This is a genomic window from Clostridium algifaecis, assembly GCF_017874415.1.
GTDB lineage: Bacteria > Bacillota > Clostridia > Clostridiales > Clostridiaceae > Clostridium_B > Clostridium_B algifaecis.
Genome location: NZ_JAGGLM010000006.1, coordinates 1 through 20,108 on the forward strand (window position 1 = coordinate 1; position 20,108 = coordinate 20,108).

A 20,108-nucleotide genomic window follows, 5' to 3' on the forward strand; every position below is an offset into this window, starting at 1 on the left:
TCTTGGCGAAGTAGGCTGCCGCTTTTTTTAATATTTCATTTTCTTCTTTAAGATCTCTAATTTCTTTTTCTAATCTTCTTAATTTCTCATCTTCAAGCTTAAGATGTCCACTGCCAGGAAAAGGTGTATCAGGTGATTCTCTATACTTCTTTACCCATCCATGCATTGTTGTTGGTCTTACTCCTAATTCTGTTGCTATCTTATTTAATGATTCTCCAGATTTCTCTAATCTTTTTATTGCTTCAATTTTAAATTCTGCGCTATATTGTTTTTTCATAACCCTACCATTCCTTTCACTTTTAATATAACACGAGTTCCTCGTGTCTATCAAAGTGGGTAAGGGTCAAAAAAGATTGGATAGTTTATTGTAAAGCCCCATTTAAGAGTAGTGAACATGTATTTGAATATTTAGGAAGATATACACATAGGGTTGCAATTTCAAATAACAGAATTCTTGCTCTTAAAAATGGCCTTGTGAGTTTTAAGTGGAGAGATTACAGGGATAATAATAAAGAAAAAGTTATGACAATTGCAGCTGAAGAATTCATACGTAGATTTTTAATGCATATACTGCCGTCTAAATTCATCAAAATAAGGCATTATGGAATTTTAAGTAATCGCAGCCGCAGAACAAAGCTTAAAAAGTGCAGGATAATTCTTAAGGTTTCGATAGGGAAAAGTGAATCTAAAACTAAAGTAACAGCATCAGAGTTCCTTTTAAAAGTTACAGGAGTAGATATAAATAAATGTCCATGTTGTAGTGGAAAAATGATAACAAAAATGAAAATAGAACCCAAAATTTCAGGACCACCAGATAAAAATACTAAAACAGCATAAAGTATGGACATTGTGATTAGTTTATTAACTATGGGGAGGGGGAAAGTCTGTATGTGATTAAGTAAAAGTCAAATAAATGTGGGCGTATCTTACAGTTTTACTCTAAATTCTGTGCTAAAACATAGGTAAATGTTAAACTTAAGAATATATAGGGTATATTGAAACCCCATAATAATTGCCTCGCGGCTTCGTCCTATAATTCGTTTCGGAAATTGAGCGACTTTAGAAATTAACATCATTTAAGTATGCATCTTATGGTGTTGGTTTTTATCGGCTCAAAATCCGAATACGAATCTATTCATATTACGTTCTAAAAATTATTTACTTTTTAAAGGAGTGAAAGATAATGCCTGTTGTAGTTTTGATAACCATATTATTCATTATTTTAGGAGTAGTTTTTTCTCTAGGCAAAGGATCTTTTTTAATAGCAGGATACAACACATCAAGTAAAGAAGAAAAAGCCAAATATGATGAAAAAGCACTGTGCAAATTTATGGGCAAATCAATGTTTGTATTTGCTTTTAGTATTTTTTTATTCGGTTTAAGTGATTTAATTAAACAACCTATTATATTTGTTATTGGATTAATCTTATTGCTTGCTACAGTCATATTTATTCTTATTTATGTAAACACCAAAAATAGATTTATGAAATAACACTGTACAAAATAAGCATAATATTCATTCGTTTTCTTCTTATTTTGTCTGTCATCAGCAGGCAGTCCAAATTCAGCTTAAATTTGGACTACCTGTCTTTAGCATATATCAGTAATTTAGTCAAAGTATAAATTTAAAATCACTTAATCCTATCCATTATTATCCCACCCCAAAAGCTTTTTCTCAAGCTCTTTAAAATCATACTTTCTTTGGTTTCTAAAATCACTAATCTTTAGGTTTTATAGTTTTATTCCTTATTAATATCTTCAATATATTTGACAAGTTCGCCTATTCTTGTATTTGGGTTACTTTCAACTATATTTTTTATATTTAATTCAGGTGGAACTTTAGAATAATCAATTAAAGTTTTTCCTAAATCTTTATGGTGCTTGTTTAACCTAAAAGAATTTTCAATTGCTTGATTTGTATGATCTACAATAATATTGTACACACTCTTATTCTTTTCGTAATCTTTAAGTGGGGTTTCTTTCTGAAGTTTTATTTTCAAAGCATCATAACTTTTTAAATTGGCGGTAGTATAAGTATAATGAAGCAAATACCAAAGTTCAAAACATGGATTTGATATTCCTAAATGTATAAATGCTTTTTTCCCTTTTGCATACCTTTTAACTTTTATATAGGCTTTTTCTAATTCTTCTGCTCTTTTGCTTGTTGGATCTGCAGTATTATAATTTACATCTACATTAACATACTTTAGATTAAATTCTTTAAAATAATTTACTTCAGTATCTTTACCTTCACATATTATTAAAATTGTAGGTCTAATTTTACGCTTTTTCCTCTTGTCCCTTGATAATTCTACAATTTTTCTTTTTACCGCCATTGTAAGCCACCTTTCAGATATGGAATAGCTCCATACTTACCCTGTAAATATCCTTTTTCAATTGCAGCATCTTTTCTAACCGGAAAATCATCTAGCGAATATAAGTCTGTACTATTATTTTCTTTCTTTTCAGTAAACCATATTTGATCTCTTCTGAAAATCTCCTGATCTAAAAGATTGGTATCATGAGTTGAAAAAATAAGTTGAGCATTTTTTTTATTTATTTCTTTATTGTGAAATAACTCTACCAAAAACCTTGTTAGTTTAGAGTGTAATCTTATATCAAGCTCATCTACCACAAGCGTTGCTCCTGTATCTAATACTTCAATCCACGGACCAAGGAGTCCAAAAAGTTTCTTAGTTCCATCTGATTCATTATCTAAATCAAATTCTACTAACTCTTCTGAATTATTCATTTTATGAAAGGTGCTTATATTTAAAAATTTATCAGAACTATTAACAAACTTAGCTTTTGCATCTTCACTTAAATATTTTAGTATTGGATCATTTTTTACATCCATTGGAATTTCTGTGAATTTGATGTCTTCAATATCATTAACTACAGTTTTTAATAATGATTTCACCCTCGTATTAATAGATTCATTTGATTTCATTAAATTCATGGTAAGTTCTTGTAAATCAGTATGATCAATTATAACAATCAAGTTATCGGTAAGCCATTTAAATGGTATTTGAGTTTTTTCATATTCCCATAAGCTTGCAACTGCAATAAAAAGTTTATTTGATGAATTAAATTTATCCTTTATTGCAGTTTGTTTTTCTATATCATTAGTAAACTTATAATTATTGGTATCTTCTCTTTCGAAAATTATTGTCTGTCTTCCATTTGGATAATAATAAAGATACTCATCAATAACTTTTTCATCTGTGGTTGAAAAACCATAAGCATACTTTATTCCTTCTGCTTTAAATATAATATCAAATTTACTTGGCATATTAAGACAAGCTCTATCAAGTTTAAATGGCTCAACTTCAATTTTTTTACCTTTCTGCATTTCATGTGACTTTCCTAAAAAGTAAGATACGAAACTTATTGCCTTTATCACATTTGTTTTTCCTGATGCATTAGCTCCATATATAGCTGCTGTTTTTAATACATTTACGTTTTTGCTTACATTTTTAATAATATTATTCTCGTGAGAGATATCTTTTGAAGTCACCATACTAAGTGTTACTCTATCCTTTATAGATAGAAAGTTCTCAGCACTAAATTCTATTAACATAATTTATCCTCCAACATCTTTTTTCTTGCTGCATATATTCTATATATACTAGTATGTATATTTATATTATATCCATAAACATGTGAAAAATCCACAAATTATAAATATAAAACATTATATATTTATAGTTTGTTTTTTAATTATATAGGCAATCATTTCTAATCTTAACAATTAATATACCACAAAATACTATTATTTGATTAATTTAACTAAATTATGCTAATATATTACTAATGGCATTTTAAGAAGGTGAAGGTTTGAAAATTATTGTAAAATTAAAAGATTTACTTCATAAAACAAAAGTAAAATCTAAAAAGTTAACTTATGATTTCATTGAACAAAGTGTTCAATGGCTAAACAGGTTTAACTTAAAATATATGCAGGATATTATATCAAATGATAATAAATATAATTATGAGGATTTAATGCCTAAAATTGATGAGGAAAAAAATAAACACTACTGCGAAACGCTTAAATCCTTATCACTTAGTACCATTATAGTTTCCTTTTCTATTAACTTGTCTAACAGCTTTTTTGACTCTTGCGGCCATCTAACTTCTTTGTGTATGTGAGCATGAATATAGTACACACCTTCTAATTTTAAAAGTTTTTCAAGTAGAGATTCTTCTTCTCTTTTTAAAGTTATAGAAGTTTTTATTATAGAATCTGTATCAAGAACAGTTGTGCCAAGCTTAATCACTTTTTTTCACCAAGCTCTCTATAAACTTCATCAATGTTTCTGGTAATATATTCAATGTCATCTTTAGCTTTCATAATAGGTACTAATTCTTCCGAATTATTGTCAATTATCAATGCCTTTAAATTGTCATATCTAATGTCATTAGTTCGCTTTTGCCATCTTACAGCTGTTTCGTACTTATTTATTTCATATAAAATTCCTTTATTTTCATCTCTATCTGGAATTTGCAGCAATTCATCTGCTTTCTTAACATTTATAAATTCTATTTCAAATAAACGTAAAACAATAGTTTTATAAGGTACTGCAAAAACATCCATAAGTTTTATAAGATCTAAAGTATGAATTTTATTTTTATCAATTTTTAAAAGCTCTATTTGTTTTTTTAAAGAATTGGTTGGAACTAATAATAATGCTGCAAAAAGATTTGCCTTTTCTTCCATATCATTTTCTAGATCTGTGCTCTTTACTAAATGGCTGTAGCATTTATCTAGCTGTTCCCTATTATATTTTAAATGATATAATTCATGGGCTGCCGTAAATATTTGTTCTTCTAGTGGAAGGTAGGTATTTATATACATGAAAATTTGTCCTTTATAATTGCATACAAAACCACATATTTCATTATCTTTAATTGGATACATTAATAATTTTAAGTCAGGACAGTAATTCATAATAATACTAAATATATCATCTTGAATGATCATTCTTTCTCCGGTTCCAAAATATTTAGTTAAAAATGAAATAGAGCCTTCTTCTAATTTTTCATAAGTATCCTTATTTCTATTAAATATACTTTTACTAATTAAATCATGCATTAATCATCCCACACTTCCTGAAGTATTCCTTTTTTCTCCTGGATTTCACTGTGAAAAAGAATCATATCCATAATCTTCTGTGCATGCATTAATCCACGCTTAGCTTCTTTGCTGTTAACTTCTCCCATAAAAAGCTTTATAGGCTCCTGCTCTTCTTCTTTTAAATCATCTTCATTTGTAAGTCTTTCCATATCTACACATAAAATATCACATATTTTCTTTATTTCATCTATTGAAATGTTTCTCCTGCCATGAATTATTTTATTTAAAGTTTGTTTTGTAATGTCTAATTTTTCTGCCAGCTGAGTTTGTTTTATGTCTTTTTCATTTAATATATTTAAAATATTTCGCCCTATTATCTCGTTTGTACTTAACATAAACAACCCTCCTTCTTACTTATATTATACTCATCTTTATTAATTATAGTCAACAAACTAGATACTTTTTATAATATATTTATAAAATTAGTATCTATTGTATTACTAATATCTTCACTATTATTAACTTATTTCTATTAGTAATTCTTATTATTTATGTCCTCCAACATGTAAAAACATAGAAATACTTGCTGGTAAATAAAAGAAATGTATTTTTTCTAATGCATTGATATAACTTGCTTCTAAGGTATATATTAAAACATACCAGTACAGATTAAAATACCTTTTGTACAACTCAAAATTGCTCAATAACTATTAATACGCATTCTTCATATTAGTGTAATAATTAAAATTAAATAATTTTCTGCATCATTTTAAAATATACAAATACGTATCTAGGCTTCTATTTACTGCTGCAGCAACAATATCTATAAAGTCTTCCAAATTATTTTCAACACTTGCTTTTTCAAGGGCACTCATATATTCATTTCTGTCTTCCATTCTTATAACAGTGATTGGATATCCACATCTCATAAGAATTAAATTCATGAGTAATCTTCCGCACCTGCCATTTCCATCTATGAAAGGATGTATAAAAGTAAATTTATGATGAAATTCTGCTACAAGCTTTATAGGATGCAATTTATTTTTATTTTCATCATACCACTTAATTAAGCCTTCCATTTCTTGTTGAACTAAGAAATGCTCTGGTGGTCTATGTTTGCTGCCACTTATGAGTACATTCACATTTCTGTATCTTCCTGCATTTTCATTGTTTATAGTTTTAAGAATAATGTAATGTAAGTTTTTTATGACGCTTTCAGTAATATCTATATTTTTATCAACTATATCTTCAATGTAATCCATAGCTTCTTTGTGATTAATTACTTCAAGATGCTCTCTAAGAGTTTTTCCTTTTCCAATAGTAATTCCATCTTCCAAAATAACTTTAGTTTCTGTAATTGTAAGGGTGTTTCCTTCAATAGCATTTGAGTTATATGTAAGTTCCACATCAAAATACTCTTTCAAATTTTTAATAGCAGTTTTATCAAATGGTCTTTTACTATCAAGTATTTTTTTCTTTTCATCTATCTCTTTAATCATAAATATCCCCCTCACAAACAAAATTGTTATTTATAAAATACTCTTAAGCGTATTATACCATACAAAATTTATATTCATGGTAAAATATGAATATCTCATAATTAGTATTATTTATAATATTAAATGAAGTCACATTTTGCACTGAAAAAAGTGTCATCTCTGCACTTGTAAACGCTTTTTTCTGAATTTATAATAAAACATGTAAATTAAGTTGTCCCTAAATAAATAAAAAAAAATAAACTATTGACGAATATGTCATTACATTAAATACAAGTGAGGTGAAGATAATATGCTAAGTGATTTATTAAATAAGGATACTATTCAAATTGATAATAACGCCCATATGAACTGGGAAGATGCTATTCGAAAAGCAGCTATTCCACTGTTAAAAAATAAGAGTATTGAAGACAAGTATGTGGAGGCGATGATTAATTCCGTAAAAGAAAATGGTCCTTATATCAATATAGGACAAGATGTTGCATTTGCACATTCTCGGCCAGAAAATGGAGTTAATAAAATTGCAGTTTCTCTTTTAAAAACATATCCAGCTGTCAATCTAGTAAACGAAAATCATAAAATCAAGCTATGGTTTGTGTTGTCAGCTGTAGATAACAATAGTCATTTAAAAGTAATTCAGCAGTTAGCAGAACTATTGGGAAATGAAGAAAAAGTCAACAGTATGCTGTCTGCAGAAAGTGTTGACGAACTAGTAAATATTATTGATTCAAATAATAAGGAGGAGAGATAAATATGAAAATTATTGCAGTATGCCAAAGTGGATTGGGAAGTAGTTTTATGGTTCAAATGAATATTCAGCAAGTTATGAAAGATGAGGGAGTTAATGCAGATACTATTCAACTAGAACACAGTGATGTAGGAAGCGTTACAGCTGGATCAGCAGATTACTTCTTCGTTGAATCAACTCTTGCTGGAGCACTCAGCAGTATTCCTAAAGACAAAATTGTGCCATTAAAAAGCTTAATTGATAAAGAGGAAATAAAAAAACACGTAAATACAATTTTGGATAAAGAAAATATAATCCATTCTTAAATAAAATAAATTAAGAGGTGAGTTTAAAAATGAAATCTTTACTAAACTTATTTGTGTCAATTGCAACTCAGCCCGCTATTTTAGTTGCCTTAATCGCAATGTTAGGTCTTATTTTACAAAAGAAAAAATCAACTGAAATCGTTCAAGGCACAATTAAGACTTTTGCAGGTTTTCTAGTCCTAATTGGTGGTGCAGGTATTTTAAGTAATTCCCTGACACCATTTGCCAAAATGTTTAAATTTGCACTGCATGTTCAAGGTGTTGTTCCAAGCAATGAAGCAGTAGTTGCACTTGCTTTAGTCAAATACGGAACTACAACAGCACTTATAATGTTAGTCGGAATGATTGTCAATATTATATTAGCTCGTTTTACAAGATTTAAATATATTTTTCTAACTGGTCAAGCAATGCTGTACGTTTCCTGTTTAACTGCAGTTATTTTAGTAAGTGCTAATTTAGGAACTGGTTTGGAAACAATTTTACTTGGAGGTTTATTTGAAGGAACATTATTAACCGTTACACCCGCTTTATGCCAGCCATTTATGCGTAAAATTACAGGTGGTGACGTTGTTGCAATGGGACATACCGGAAATATAGGATATGCAGTTTCCGGATTAATCGGTAAATGGTTTGGGAATAATAAACAAAGTACTGAAGATTTGAACATTCCCAAAAGTCTAAGCTTTTTGCGTGATTCGACGGTCTCAATTACTTTGTTAATGTCTGTAGTTTACATTGCCCTAGCTATTATTGCTGGTCCAAATTTTGTTGAAACCAAATTGAGTTCAGGAAATAACTTTATCATATATGCCATTGTTCAAGCTGGAACTTTTGCCGCTGGATTTGTTGTAGTTCTTCAGGGAGTCCGCATGATTTTAGGAGAAATTGTGCCTGCTTTTCAAGGTATTGCCCAAAAACTAGTTCCAGACTCCAAACCAGCACTGGATGTACCAATCGTATTTCCATATGCACCAAATGCCGTTTTAATTCGTTTCTTTGTAAGTTTTATTGTAGGTACTTTAAGCATGTTTGTAATGATTGCTATGAAAACAACAGTTATTATTCCAGGTGTAGTTGGACACTTCTTTTGCGGTGCAGCTGCTGCTATTTATGGAAATGCAACTGGAGGAAAACGAGGTGCAATCCTTGGTTCAGCAGTTAACGGATTATTAATTAGCTGGCTGCCACTGTTTGTTCTCCCTGTGCTCGGAAATCTAAAACTTGCTGCCTCTACATTTGCAGATACAGATTACTTAATTCCAGGAATTATATTAGGAAAGATTGGATCTTATGGTCAATTAGCACTTATTTTTGGTATTATTGCCTTTACACTTATAGTAGTTATTTTGAGTTTTTTACTAAATTCCCGTGACAAAAAAGAGATTATAGAAAAGTAGAAATTACAGCCTCCGGATTTTAATTCGGAGGTTTTGGTGTAACCTGAAAAGGGGTGTATTTTATGATTCACTTTAGTCATACAAAACATGGAGATGAGTTGTTAAATTTATTAATAAGTGCTGACAGGTATTTATCTCTTCAAGAATTACAAGATAGGCTAAAACTATCCAGGAGAAGTGTGTTCTACATACTTAAAAAAGTCAATGCTGAGCTTGAACAGGATAATTTAGATCATATTCAGAGAATCGGTACTGTAGGATATTATTTGACTCCAGATGATATTGCCCAATTAAATAAAAAACAATATTCATCTGATTTTGCACTAAAGCCTAAACTTAATCGTCTTGAAAGAGATCAATTTATTATATATAAATTAATAAATTGCGAAAGAGTCTCATTACTCACAATTACTTCAGCTTTAAATATTTCCAAAAATACTGCTATTAGCAGTTTAAAAAATGTAAACCTTGAATTAAAAAAGTATGGATTAAAATTAATTAAATCAAAGCAAGGTCAAAAGCTGGAAGGATCAGAAACATCGCAGCGTAATTGGGTATATGAGCAATTGAGCAAGCATAATTCAGTTATTTACAGTCAGCTATCCAATGACCCAAGCAAACTATCGCAGATTAATGCTTATCTTCACCAGTTGGAAAAAATAACTGGAAACTACTTAACAGATGATGCTTTAATGATTATAAGTACTTTCATACTCTGGTATTTAGATCGCATTAAAAATTCACATAAATTATCGATTAATATTCCAGAAAATGGCAGTTTTGAAGATTCAGCAGGATTAAAATGGACCAAAGAATTTCTCAATAAAAATGGTATTACAAATGAAGGTGAAGCTCACTATTTAGTAAAAATGATCAATTCCAGCCAATTTTCTAAAGTAAATCAGGAAGATCTCACAATTAAGAAATTGATTCCTATTACTAGAGCAATAGTTGATAGATTCAACCAGGTAGCAGGTGTTGCTATTCCACCTAAGAATTTAGAGATTTCTTTAACTACACACTTGCTTTCAACTTATCACCGCGTAAAGTACAACATTTCTTATAAGCATCCAAATTTAAAACAAATAGAAGTAAAATATCATCAGTTATTTAGCCTCACAAGATATTCTGTTTACTATTTTGAAAAATTTATTTCAACACACTTAAGCGATGATGAAATAGCACTTATTGCCCTTTATTTTGGAAGTGAACTTAGAAAACTAGAAGAAAAAGCTCTTAAAAATGAAAAGCCTGATGTAATTGTAGTTTGTTCCAGTGGAATAGGTACATCTATTGTTTTAGAGCAGCAATTGCGCAGTCGTTATCCTTCAATTAAATTTTCTTCACCTATGAGTGTCCTCCAGTACGAAAGTAGTTCTCTATCTGGAGTTAAACTAGTTATTAGCACAATAGATTTGCTGGAAAGAAAACAAATACCGGTAATTCAAGTTACTGCAATTCCAGATATACCTGAATGGAACAGCATTACCCAAACACTTGCTAAAGTCGGTTTAAATAGCGGAAAAAAGTCACAGATTAATATAGAAAATTTATTAGATATTATTAGTAACTATGCTAGAATTGAAGATGTAAATAGTCTTAAAAAAGCATTGGAAAGTTATTTTAATCAAGTAAAAAATGGTAAAAAGTTAAATACAGAAAATAATATCAGACTGCAAGACCTACTTTTTGAGTCCCACATTATGTTATATAAGCAAAAATCAAGCTGGGATGAGGCTATTCAAATTACCTATGCTCCACTTATTAAAGAAAATATCGTAAAATACAGATATATTGATGAAATTATTAATTTAACTAAAATTCATGGACCATATATGGTACTTGGAAAAGGCATTATGCTTGCACATGCAAAGCCAAGCAACGGTGTTAATTCTCTCGGAATTTGTTTAGCACTATTCAAACATGCTGTGGATATACCTGTTCTAAAAGATAAAGGAACAGCTAAAGTTAATCTCATTATAGGTTTAGCCCCAGTTGATTCAGTAAGTCATCTTACAGCACTATCACAATTGATGAATAAAATTCAAGATGACAATTGGATTGCTTCTGTTTATAAATGCACTAATGAAACACAGTTAAAAGAATTAATTTTATTTTCTTAAGAATTTATTCCTTTTTTTAGAAAAGCTATGCTTGAAGTAAAGGGGAGCCATTTCCTCTTTTACTTCAACTTATTAAATTACTCTACAAGTACAATCATTTTCTTTTCAAATAACATATTAGTTAATGCAATAGCACGTCCAACACCAATAACTGCTGCCAAAGTTCCAAGTCCAATTCCAACAATTTTTCCAGCACATACCAAACCAATAATTATAGTAATTATAACACACGATATATCCGTTATATTCTTCGCCAATCCAAGCCCTTTTTTTATTCGTTCTGATAGTGCCTGTGTGAGACCATCTGCTGCATTCGGAACTATCTTCATTTTAACTGTAATGTATGCCCCTATTCCAGTTAGCATAATTGCTGCTGCAAGTAAAAGCAAATTTATTATCAGGTTATTACAATTTATGACTATCATATCATTAAAAATGTTAATTATGCGACTAAATATAATGCTCATAGGAATTTGTAATAAATCAAATAGATGAAATTTTTTTCCTCGCAATACTGCTTGTCCAGCTACACACAGTATATAAATGCACATAGTTGCATTTCCTAAATTTATATTCCAAATCTTTGATATAGAATATGGTATTGAAATTATAGGAGATACCCCTAAACCAGTTTTTGTATTTAATATAATCCCTAATGCTAATATTAAAAGTCCAATACAGTACATCATTACTCGATAAAACTTCTTCACATGTATCCCTCGATTCTTAATTCTATTTTAATATTTCTATTCAATCTATTTTTCTAATATTGTAAACAGCATAAATAACAAGTGCAGCCCCAAAAACCTGCAGTAATGTCAAAGGTTCCTTTAAAATAAAAAATGAAAGCAGCATGGCTGTAGGTATTTCTAAGTTGCCTATTATTGAAACCTTTAAAGGTCCAATATTCTTAATTGCTGAATAAAGCAAAGTCAAAGGAATTATTTCACAGACTACTGCTAATATTACAATACAAATAATTAATTTAATGCTTAAATTCTGCTCAAATGCTTTCATTGGTGATTTAAATATTATCAGGGATAAGAATGAAAAAATAATTGAATAAAAATTAACCGTAAGAGAATTTATTTTTGTCATCTTTTTTTCAGTATATATGTTCATAAAAGCATAAAATATTGCTGCTAAAATCCCACATGCAAAACCTTTTATTGAAAATGACTTTATACCGTTTGTAAGTCCTAATGCCAGGAAACAGCCTGTAAAAGCAGCAGCAAGATCAAAAACTTTATTAAAACCTATCTTAATCTTTTCAAATATTGCATAATAAATAAAAACCATTGCTGGATATGTATAAAGCAGTATGGTAACCATTGAAACATCCAGATAATTAAAAGACATATAATAGAAAACTGTCATAAATGTATTACCTACTATCCCAAGTACTGCTGTATGACATAAATCACTCTTTTTTATTTTCAAAGCATTTTTGTCTGTTATTAATATACTTAAAAATATAATTGGAATTGACACCATATATTGAAGTATCAATATATTTATAGAATCTGCTCCTTCCGCAAAAGCAATTTTTATTATAATTCCACAAGTTCCAAATAATATTGCAGACAAAACAGAATATATGTAACCTTTTTTCAAAAAAACACCCCTACTTCAATAGTTAATTAACAGTTAATATAATTTTTCTTATACCTAAAATAATATGGTACTTCATAGACTAACATAAGTATCCATCCTATGAAGCTTGCATATGCAACTCCTTCAATTCCTATATGTGGAACTAATACATACACAAATATTACTCTAAATGATATTTGTATAATCGTAGAAACTAACGTAATCTTCATATTACCGATGCCTCTAAAGAATCCTTGTACACCATTTGTAAATGCCGAAAGTAGATAGAAAAATGCCATGAGACTTAAATACCGAACACCAATATTAATCATGCCTGTCTCTTTCGGAGAAACAAACAATTTCATAATTGGCTTTTTCAGACATAAAATAACTATACAAATTAATATCCAATAGCAAAATTCAACGAATAATCCATTTTTAAATCCAGCTTTAACACGTTCTTTATTTTTTGCGCCATCGTTTTGTGCTATAAATGTCATCATTCCGTGAGATATGCTTTGTTCTGGTGTAAATGCAAAATCATCAACTCTGCTTACAGCATTAAATGCTGCAATAGAATCGACTCCTAAAGGATTAATAACACCTTGTATCATCAACTTTCCAATCGGTTGGCAGGACTGTTGTAAAGCTGTGATAGACCCTTGACTCAGTGTCTTTTTCAAAAGATATTTGTCCAGTTTTATATCCTCTTTACTCATTCTTAATAGTGGAACTTTTTTATATATATAAATTATACAAAAAAGTGCAGAACAAGCTTCTGCAATATCTGTCGATAGTGCCGCTCCAACTACACCCATTTTAAAACCACCTACCAAAATCAAATCAAAACATCCATTTAAAATAGACGCAAATGCTAAAAATTTTACTGGTGTTTTGGAATCACCAACACTTCTCATAGCTGCCGCTATTGCATTATACAAATATGTGAATGGCATTGCTATAAATATAATTCTAAGATAAATTTCTGCAGAATCAAGAATTTCATTTGGTACTCCGAGAAGACTTAATATTCCTTTTGAAAAAATCAAACCGAAAATTACAATCAATAAAGAAAAAAAGCAGCCAAATAATAATGTGGTTGATATTTCTTTCTTTAATTTTTCATACTCACCAGCGCCAAAGAATTCACTCATAATAACTGACGCTCCAATGCATATACCTGTTATTCCCAAAATGACAATATTCATTACAGGATTAGCTGTCCCAACTGCTGCTAATGCATCTCTTCCTGAAAATTGTCCTACAACTATAGAATCCACTGCATTATAAGTTAGCTGAAACATATTTCCAAGTATCAAAGGTATAGAAAAACTAATCAAATGTTTTGGTATATTACCTTTTGTCATGTCTTTAATCATAGACTCACTTCCTCGTAATATTCTTTCAATATGATATTATACTAAAGTGATTATGACATCTTCAACACATTATTGATCAGTTTTGTTTCATTATGAAATCATTTTAATTTTCTCCACAATGTACTATGCCCAATCTCTAATCTTTTTGCAACTTTTACTTGATTCATGCCTTCCTCAACCATTATATGCCTTATAATACGAGTTTCAATTTCTTTTAAACTTCCACTAATATCAATAGGCACCAGAGAAGCATTTCTATAATTATCACGTTCTTTTTTTATGGCTTTTTTAACTTGGCTTTCAATAATATAGGAACCATTGCATGTCAGTGTCAATTCATTTATTACTCTCATAAACTGTCTCAAATTTCCCGGCCAGTCATAATACGATAATAATTTTATCCCTTCTTCTTTCATTCCAACAACCTGACTTGCACATCTTACATCTAATTTGGCAAGATACATACTTATCATATTATTAATTTCACTTGTATAATTTTTAAAAGGCATTAGCTCTATTCTTACTTCATCTAAAATTGAACGAAGCTGTCTTAGAATCCGTTCACTCGAAACGCCAATTTCTACAGGTAATTCAGAAGATGCAATTATTTTAACATTACCATTTTTATTTAACCTTTTTAAGATATTGATTATATTTTTCTGTCCTTTTTTGCATAACTTTTCTATATCCTCTAAAAATAAAGTTCCACCTTCACTATTCAAATGATTCATTATAAGATTATCCAGTAAATCATAGTTATAATCATCTGGTATTGAATAACAACTTACACATATTACACTCTTCTTTTTCTGAGGACCAAAACAGCAGCATAAATATCCAACATCATTTTTACACATTCCATCTTCACCAGTTATAATAGTTGGAAGTGATGTATTGCTTAGTTCTGATATTTGAGAAAAAATTGTCTGTGGAAATACAGTGTGTACAAAACCGGGTGATATTTCATCTGCATTTAAAATTCTCACAAATTTATTGACATTATCTTTTTCTATCTTCTTATCATATGCGTAATTATTTGATAAAGTAATTTGATCTTCATTTTTATAAATAGCATTGCATAATCTCACTGCCTCTTCAATAGCACTTTTTACACTTTCTATTCCACTAGTAAGCAATATACTGTTCATTCCTAATTCTTGTGCTGTCTCATATACAATATTATCTCCAATTACTAGTTCATAGTTTTCTTTTTTTAGTTTTTCAATTATGCTTTTTACTTCTTTATGCTCAAAATAACATTGTGAACTTATGGAATATCCCATAAGTTCACTTAACTGTTTGAATGACTTAAAAATGCTTTGATAAGCTAAAAATATTTTCTTTCCCGTATACCCTTCAGACAATTTTAAAATTCTAAGTATATCAAAAGCATTTGAATAAACTTCAATGATTGGCGTTGTTGTAACCTTCTTGCATACTTCAACTGTGCCGCCCCTTGTTATAATCGCACTATAATTTTCATCAGCCTTAAGTTTCTTTAGAAGTTTTGGTCCATTTTCATAATTTCCTTGATACACATCAATCTGTATACCTTCATATTCCTTTTCCTCTAAAACTGACATTGCTAGTTCTTTCAGTCCCAAATATGGTGCTATAAAAAGAATTTTCATTTTCATAACTATATTCCTCATTTAATTACTGTTTTTATTGCATTTTTATCAATAGCTATTATCTTTTTAGGTCATATAATTCAGCAGCCCCATTATTAAATCTTTGATTTTTTTCCTGGCTCTTTGAAGTATTGGAATTATTCCATTTACTATTTGGAACAACTTTTCCATTTTCTTTAATCCAATTCATGATATTATTATTTGAATTATTTCCGCCAGCACCTCCGAAACCTCTATTGTTGTCTGTATTCACCAAAGCATACCTTAAAGCTCCACTATCAACTAATTTTTTAAACTTTTCTACAGTAAGTATTGGATCGGAACCACTAAATCCTCCAATTGCCATTACAGGCTCACCAGTTTTAAGTATTAGATCAGAACCATAAGAATTAGCTGAAGGAACCGCAACAAGATATTTTTCATTTGTCTTGTTATTCTCTAAGAATTTTATAAGCTTCGAATTATTACCAGTACCTGAATTTCTCTGTTCATTAGAGCTTGCAAGTTCTAACCCGGCTGAAGGACTGCTTCCATTCATCTTATAAAACATTGGAGTAAACGACCAAACTGTAGGAGCGATTAAAACTCCTGTAAAAGCAGCACTAATTAATACTTTACTTAATGCTGTAGTATTACCTTTGTATGAACTTTCTCTCTTGATTCTAGTTAAGTTTACCATACACAATATAATTGAAGATACAATGCATAAAATTCCTGTTACTAAAATTATAATCCTGTATCCATTTGATCTATTATAATTATAAGATAAAATAAGCATCTCTGCACAGCCATTTGCAATAAGTGCTATTGGTAAAATCCATGACTTTGACTCACCTTTTTTATAAAATTCATACATAGCCGATAATCCAATTCCAGTCAAAGCTGCTATAGATGGTGCCATTGTCGTTAGATAATATGTGTGGGTTATGTTTTTTGAAAAGCTAAAATATATAAATTCAGGCAGCAGCCACATAATCCATAATATCAATGACAGCTTTCTTTTATTATCAAAAGGAGCTTTTAACTTTTCCTGTATTGATGCAGCAACAAATCCAATTATGGCAAACAATAAAAGCCATGATATTTGATCTGACATGTTTCCTTTGGCAAACAATCTAAAAATGCCAGAATTTGAACTGGATCTCATGCCAGCTTGACCACCACCTGCATATTGCATATTTTTATTTGATGTATTAATTCTATTTCGATTATTATTTTTACTTGATTCACTTTTAAATATTCCCTGCTGCTTTTGACTTCTACCTGCAATTTTCTTGCCTAGTCCAATTCTCTCAAGTCCATTATGGCCTATTATAAGCTGCATAACCGTATTATTTGTGCTGCTGCCTATATAAGGTCTGCTGCCTGCTGGTATCAAATCTACAGCTACCGCCCATGACAGTGATACTACTAAAAGTACAACTGTACCTAGAACAAGATCCCTTATTTTCTTTTTAAAATTCATATTAGAAGCTAGAAGATAAGTTATATATATAGCAGGAGCTACCATATATGCCTCCACCATCTTTATATTAAATCCTATACCTACAAGAACCAAACTAAGCATAAGGTATTTAGTTTTTCCCTTTTCAGCAGCTATAAGAGCAGCCCAACATGCAAGTAATAAAGGCAGTACAAGTAAATTATCAATTGTATTATTTCTACCTGCAGCTACAGATATTGGAGTTACTGCAAGACATAATGCTGCAATTAGTCCTGCTGAAGTTCCAAAAGATCTCTTAACAATATGATATATAATTCCAACTGAAATTACTCCTGCAAGAGCCTGTGGAAGAATTATACTCCAACCGCTGAATCCAAATATTTTTGCAGATATAGTTTGAATCCAGAACCCCACAGGTGGTTTGTCAATAGTTACAAAGCCTGCTGGATCAAAGGATGCAAAAAAGAAATTTTTAAAGTTCATCATCATACTTTTTACACCTGCCGCATAAAAAGTATTTGCATTTCCCTCTATCCCCAAATTAGCGAAATTTAATATTGCAGATAATACTAAAATTAATAATAACAAAATATTTTCCCCTGTAAATTTCATTTTTTTGTTCAACATAATAGCCTCCTTATAATCAATCTGAATTTAATATTACATTATAAAAATGCTACTCATATGTCAAACTTGTGAATAATATGAAAACTAATCTAATGAAAAAATATGTTTAAATGAATTTTTAACTGAAGCAAAATTTATTTTGGGCTTTGATTTTATACCTATCGCATATTCACTATAAGGTAAATAATTAATTACATAAAAAATAATTGTAGTAAACATAACCGTCTCTATTAACAATAACATGGGTGAATACAAATTCTTTGTTTGATGATAATTATTTACAATATACTGTATTACAACTATATGAAACATATATGCAGGGAAAGAATATTTTCCGATAAACATAAGCAGCTTGGACAATATTTTTCTTTTATTTAAAATATATGCGGAAACAATATAAAAGAACAATATAGATAGTATTCTGCTGTTAATATTTATAATATAGTTGAATTTAATATATGGAAGTGGATTTCCTATTACATCACGTATCTCATCATAATAATTATAAGCAAGAGTCAAACCATACAAAGCAGTAACAATTTTCTTGTATTTTAAAATTAACGCTTTAAATTTATCATAATTTAATATTATATATACACCTACAACAAAATATAATGACCAGAGCACCGGAGTTATATTTATAAATCTCTGCTGCAAATCGTCTGGATTTTTAAATATAAGTGTTCCTAAAAAATTTGTTATATCAATATTATTTTTCAATAACCACAAATATCCTAAAAAATAAGAAATAAAGAAACCTGCTTTTATTAAAATACTCTTTTTATTTATTTTTCTTATAATTAAAAGTATCAAAGGAAAAAACAAATATACTCTTAAAGTCATTGCCATATACCACAAATGATATGCCGCATTTCCTGTGACAATTTGAGCTATAAAACTTTTTAATCTATCTGTATGCTTTAAAAAAACTATATTCAAAAACGAAAATATAATATATGGAATAACCAGAAATTTTAATTTCTTTATATAAAAGCTTTTCAAATTAAATTTATCATAATATGTATATACTAATCCCATAGCAGTCAAGGCCAAAAATATTACAACAGCTGGCTTGGACATTGTATAAATAAATCTTGTTATAAACAAGTTACTAGTAGAAATATCTTTAGAGTAAGAATATCCACCTAAAGTATGTTCAACTACTACTAAAATAAATGCAAATCCCCTCAATATGTCAAGTTCCAATAGTCGTTTTTTCATTAAATTACCTCCAAATGTCATGTGTTGTATAAACTGAATATAATTATAATAACATATCTTTTACATATCTAAATTTAACTAATTAAAATCTTATAAACTGTTCATACTAATATTGTTATTTTAAAATACAGGAGGTAGCATTTATATGAACGATAATATTTATTTAAATTTTCCAAAATCGGTTCCAGAACAAAGTCAAAATAAACAACCTGGAATAGAATCTCAGATGAATCCAAAACCAGTATGGGAAGATCCAGATTATAAAGGCTCTTTTAGATTAAAGGATAAAGTTGCTCTGATTACAGGTGGTGACAGTGGTATAGGAAAAGCTACTGCTATAGCTTTTGCAAAAGAAGGTGCAGATTTAGCCATAGTTTATTATGATGAAAATTCAGATGCAGTAGAAACCCAAAAAATTATAGAGAACACTGGAAGACAATGCTTACTTTTACCTGGTGATATATCAGATGATAATTTTTGCAAGACTGCAGTAAAAAAAACTATGGATAAATTCAATAAAATAGATATACTCGTAAATAATGCAGCAGTTCAATTTCCCCAAAACAGCATTGAAGATATAACAGATGAGCAGCTAGAAAAAACATTCAAAACCAATATATTCAGTATGTTCTATCTAACACGAGCAGTTGTACCTCATTTAAAACCTGGCTCCTGTATAATAAATACTTCTTCTGTAACTGCTTATAAAGGGAGTGAAGTATTAATTGATTATTCTTCTACAAAAGGTGCTATCATTTCATTTACCCGTTCTCTAGCTCTATCTCTAATAAAAAGAAATATAAGAGTAAATGCTGTTGCACCGGGACCTGTTTGGACACCTCTTACTACTTCTTCATATAGTCCACAAAAAGTAGGAAAATTTGGATCAAATGTTCCTATCGGCAGACCTGCTCAACCAGTAGAACTTACATCAACATATGTATTTTTAGCATCTCCTGATGCCTCCTACATAACAGGAGAAACTGTACATGTAAATGGAGCAGAATTTATAGCAAGTTAAAATTCTCAAAAATAGCGGAAGGTTATGCATTAGCTTGCATCCTTCC

At 29.7% G+C, this 20,108-nt stretch carries 19 protein-coding genes and 1 pseudogene; 7 read left to right on the forward strand and 13 right to left on the reverse strand.

Translation table 11 applies throughout. From position 1 onward, the window contains the following. On the reverse strand, positions 1 to 277 hold a 277-nt coding region (locus J2Z42_RS06205; protein WP_209701785.1), incomplete at its 3' end, for a transposase. 68 nt (positions 278 to 345) lie between these two features. On the opposite strand from J2Z42_RS06205, the pseudogene J2Z42_RS06210 reads away from it, so the two are divergent. Beyond that, positions 346 to 837: pseudogene (locus tag J2Z42_RS06210) on the forward strand (IS91 family transposase); the annotation flags it as partial. A gap of 346 nt (positions 838 to 1,183) precedes the next feature. Next, positions 1,184 to 1,492, forward strand: coding sequence for a DUF3784 domain-containing protein (locus J2Z42_RS06215; protein WP_209701786.1), 309 nt, complete (start codon positions 1,184 to 1,186; stop codon positions 1,490 to 1,492). A 247-nt stretch (positions 1,493 to 1,739) separates the two neighbouring features. On the opposite strand, the gene J2Z42_RS06220 is transcribed toward J2Z42_RS06215, so the two are convergent. The 6 genes from J2Z42_RS06220 to J2Z42_RS06245 form a co-directional block, all read right to left on the reverse strand. Next, positions 1,740 to 2,336 carry an RloB family protein gene (locus J2Z42_RS06220; RefSeq protein ID WP_209701787.1) on the reverse strand — a complete coding sequence of 199 codons (597 nt, stop codon included), beginning with the start codon at positions 2,334 to 2,336 and terminating at the stop codon, positions 1,740 to 1,742. Further along, positions 2,327 to 3,580, reverse strand: coding sequence for an AAA family ATPase (locus J2Z42_RS06225; protein ID WP_209701788.1), 1,254 nt, complete (start codon positions 3,578 to 3,580; stop codon positions 2,327 to 2,329). The genes J2Z42_RS06220 and J2Z42_RS06225 overlap by 10 nt, the downstream gene beginning before the upstream one ends. A gap of 457 nt (positions 3,581 to 4,037) precedes the next feature. After that, positions 4,038 to 4,280 carry a hypothetical protein gene (locus tag J2Z42_RS06230; RefSeq protein ID WP_209701789.1) on the reverse strand — a complete coding sequence of 81 codons (243 nt, stop codon included), beginning with the start codon at positions 4,278 to 4,280 and terminating at the stop codon, positions 4,038 to 4,040. Beyond that, on the reverse strand, positions 4,277 to 5,095 hold the full coding sequence (locus tag J2Z42_RS06235) for an ImmA/IrrE family metallo-endopeptidase (protein WP_209701790.1): 819 nt from the start codon (positions 5,093 to 5,095) through the stop codon (positions 4,277 to 4,279). Before J2Z42_RS06235 ends, J2Z42_RS06230 begins: the two co-directional genes overlap by 4 nt. Next, the gene (locus J2Z42_RS06240; protein WP_209701791.1) at positions 5,095 to 5,472 is read right to left on the reverse strand and encodes a helix-turn-helix domain-containing protein; all 378 of its coding nucleotides are present in this window, start codon (positions 5,470 to 5,472) and stop codon (positions 5,095 to 5,097) included. The genes J2Z42_RS06235 and J2Z42_RS06240 overlap by 1 nt, the downstream gene beginning before the upstream one ends. A gap of 369 nt (positions 5,473 to 5,841) precedes the next feature. Beyond that, complete coding sequence (locus J2Z42_RS06245; RefSeq protein WP_209701792.1) at positions 5,842 to 6,576, reverse strand: Fic family protein; 735 nt, start codon at positions 6,574 to 6,576, stop codon at positions 5,842 to 5,844. A gap of 289 nt (positions 6,577 to 6,865) precedes the next feature. Between J2Z42_RS06245 and J2Z42_RS06250 the strand changes: the two genes are divergently transcribed. The 4 genes from J2Z42_RS06250 to J2Z42_RS06265 all read left to right on the forward strand — a co-directional run bounded on the left by J2Z42_RS06250 (position 6,866) and on the right by J2Z42_RS06265 (position 11,146). Then, the gene (locus tag J2Z42_RS06250) at positions 6,866 to 7,324 is read left to right on the forward strand and encodes a PTS sugar transporter subunit IIA (RefSeq protein WP_209701793.1); all 459 of its coding nucleotides are present in this window, start codon (positions 6,866 to 6,868) and stop codon (positions 7,322 to 7,324) included. 2 nt (positions 7,325 to 7,326) lie between these two features. Continuing rightward, on the forward strand, positions 7,327 to 7,626 hold the full coding sequence (locus J2Z42_RS06255) for a PTS sugar transporter subunit IIB (RefSeq protein ID WP_209701794.1): 300 nt from the start codon (positions 7,327 to 7,329) through the stop codon (positions 7,624 to 7,626). 29 nt (positions 7,627 to 7,655) lie between these two features. Continuing rightward, positions 7,656 to 9,023: a PTS ascorbate transporter subunit IIC gene (gene ulaA / locus J2Z42_RS06260; protein ID WP_209701795.1), complete on the forward strand. Its 1,368-nt coding sequence runs from the start codon at positions 7,656 to 7,658 to the stop codon at positions 9,021 to 9,023. 62 nt (positions 9,024 to 9,085) lie between these two features. Further along, positions 9,086 to 11,146, forward strand: coding sequence for a BglG family transcription antiterminator (locus J2Z42_RS06265; protein ID WP_209701796.1), 2,061 nt, complete (start codon positions 9,086 to 9,088; stop codon positions 11,144 to 11,146). A gap of 77 nt (positions 11,147 to 11,223) precedes the next feature. On the opposite strand, the gene J2Z42_RS06270 is transcribed toward J2Z42_RS06265, so the two are convergent. From J2Z42_RS06270 to J2Z42_RS06295, 6 genes are all read right to left on the reverse strand, one after another. Beyond that, positions 11,224 to 11,856, reverse strand: a complete 633-nt coding sequence (locus J2Z42_RS06270) for a DUF6198 family protein (RefSeq protein ID WP_209701797.1) — start codon at positions 11,854 to 11,856, stop codon at positions 11,224 to 11,226. Positions 11,857 to 11,896: 40 nt separating this feature from the next. Continuing rightward, on the reverse strand, positions 11,897 to 12,760 hold the full coding sequence (locus J2Z42_RS06275; RefSeq protein WP_209701798.1) for a DMT family transporter: 864 nt from the start codon (positions 12,758 to 12,760) through the stop codon (positions 11,897 to 11,899). Positions 12,761 to 12,786: 26 nt separating this feature from the next. Further along, a complete protein-coding gene (locus J2Z42_RS06280) occupies positions 12,787 to 14,118 on the reverse strand; it encodes an MATE family efflux transporter (RefSeq protein WP_209701799.1) in 1,332 nt (443 codons plus the stop codon). Positions 14,119 to 14,216: 98 nt separating this feature from the next. Then, positions 14,217 to 15,755 (reverse strand): sigma-54-dependent transcriptional regulator, encoded by a 1,539-nt coding sequence (locus J2Z42_RS06285; RefSeq protein WP_209701800.1) that lies wholly within the window; start codon positions 15,753 to 15,755, stop codon positions 14,217 to 14,219. A 52-nt stretch (positions 15,756 to 15,807) separates the two neighbouring features. Next, positions 15,808 to 17,820, reverse strand: coding sequence for a glycosyltransferase family 39 protein (locus J2Z42_RS06290; protein ID WP_439897316.1), 2,013 nt, complete (start codon positions 17,818 to 17,820; stop codon positions 15,808 to 15,810). A gap of 84 nt (positions 17,821 to 17,904) precedes the next feature. Beyond that, positions 17,905 to 19,041 (reverse strand): acyltransferase, encoded by a 1,137-nt coding sequence (locus tag J2Z42_RS06295; protein WP_209701801.1) that lies wholly within the window; start codon positions 19,039 to 19,041, stop codon positions 17,905 to 17,907. A gap of 145 nt (positions 19,042 to 19,186) precedes the next feature. Between J2Z42_RS06295 and J2Z42_RS06300 the strand changes: the two genes are divergently transcribed. After that, on the forward strand, positions 19,187 to 20,062 hold the full coding sequence (locus tag J2Z42_RS06300) for an SDR family oxidoreductase (RefSeq protein ID WP_209701802.1): 876 nt from the start codon (positions 19,187 to 19,189) through the stop codon (positions 20,060 to 20,062). Positions 20,063 to 20,108: the final 46 nt, after the last annotated feature.

Bases quoted from the DNA above. Each gene is read 5' to 3' on its own strand.
- J2Z42_RS06215 (WP_209701786.1), top strand. From the start codon at position 1,184: ATGCCTGTTGTAGTTTTGATAACCATATTATTCATTATTTTAGGAGTA.
- J2Z42_RS06220 (WP_209701787.1), bottom strand. From the start codon at position 2,336: ATGGCGGTAAAAAGAAAAATTGTAGAATTATCAAGGGACAAGAGGAAA.
- J2Z42_RS06225 (WP_209701788.1), bottom strand. From the start codon at position 3,580: ATGTTAATAGAATTTAGTGCTGAGAACTTTCTATCTATAAAGGATAGA.
- J2Z42_RS06235 (WP_209701790.1), bottom strand. From the start codon at position 5,095: ATGCATGATTTAATTAGTAAAAGTATATTTAATAGAAATAAGGATACT.
- J2Z42_RS06240 (WP_209701791.1), bottom strand. From the start codon at position 5,472: ATGTTAAGTACAAACGAGATAATAGGGCGAAATATTTTAAATATATTA.
- J2Z42_RS06245 (WP_209701792.1), bottom strand. From the start codon at position 6,576: ATGATTAAAGAGATAGATGAAAAGAAAAAAATACTTGATAGTAAAAGA.
- J2Z42_RS06250 (WP_209701793.1), top strand. From the start codon at position 6,866: ATGCTAAGTGATTTATTAAATAAGGATACTATTCAAATTGATAATAAC.
- J2Z42_RS06255 (WP_209701794.1), top strand. From the start codon at position 7,327: ATGAAAATTATTGCAGTATGCCAAAGTGGATTGGGAAGTAGTTTTATG.
- ulaA (WP_209701795.1), top strand. From the start codon at position 7,656: ATGAAATCTTTACTAAACTTATTTGTGTCAATTGCAACTCAGCCCGCT.
- J2Z42_RS06265 (WP_209701796.1), top strand. From the start codon at position 9,086: ATGATTCACTTTAGTCATACAAAACATGGAGATGAGTTGTTAAATTTA.
- J2Z42_RS06280 (WP_209701799.1), bottom strand. From the start codon at position 14,118: ATGATTAAAGACATGACAAAAGGTAATATACCAAAACATTTGATTAGT.
- J2Z42_RS06285 (WP_209701800.1), bottom strand. From the start codon at position 15,755: ATGAAAATGAAAATTCTTTTTATAGCACCATATTTGGGACTGAAAGAA.
- J2Z42_RS06290 (WP_439897316.1), bottom strand. From the start codon at position 17,820: ATGTTGAACAAAAAAATGAAATTTACAGGGGAAAATATTTTGTTATTA.
- J2Z42_RS06295 (WP_209701801.1), bottom strand. From the start codon at position 19,041: ATGAAAAAACGACTATTGGAACTTGACATATTGAGGGGATTTGCATTT.
- J2Z42_RS06300 (WP_209701802.1), top strand. From the start codon at position 19,187: ATGAACGATAATATTTATTTAAATTTTCCAAAATCGGTTCCAGAACAA.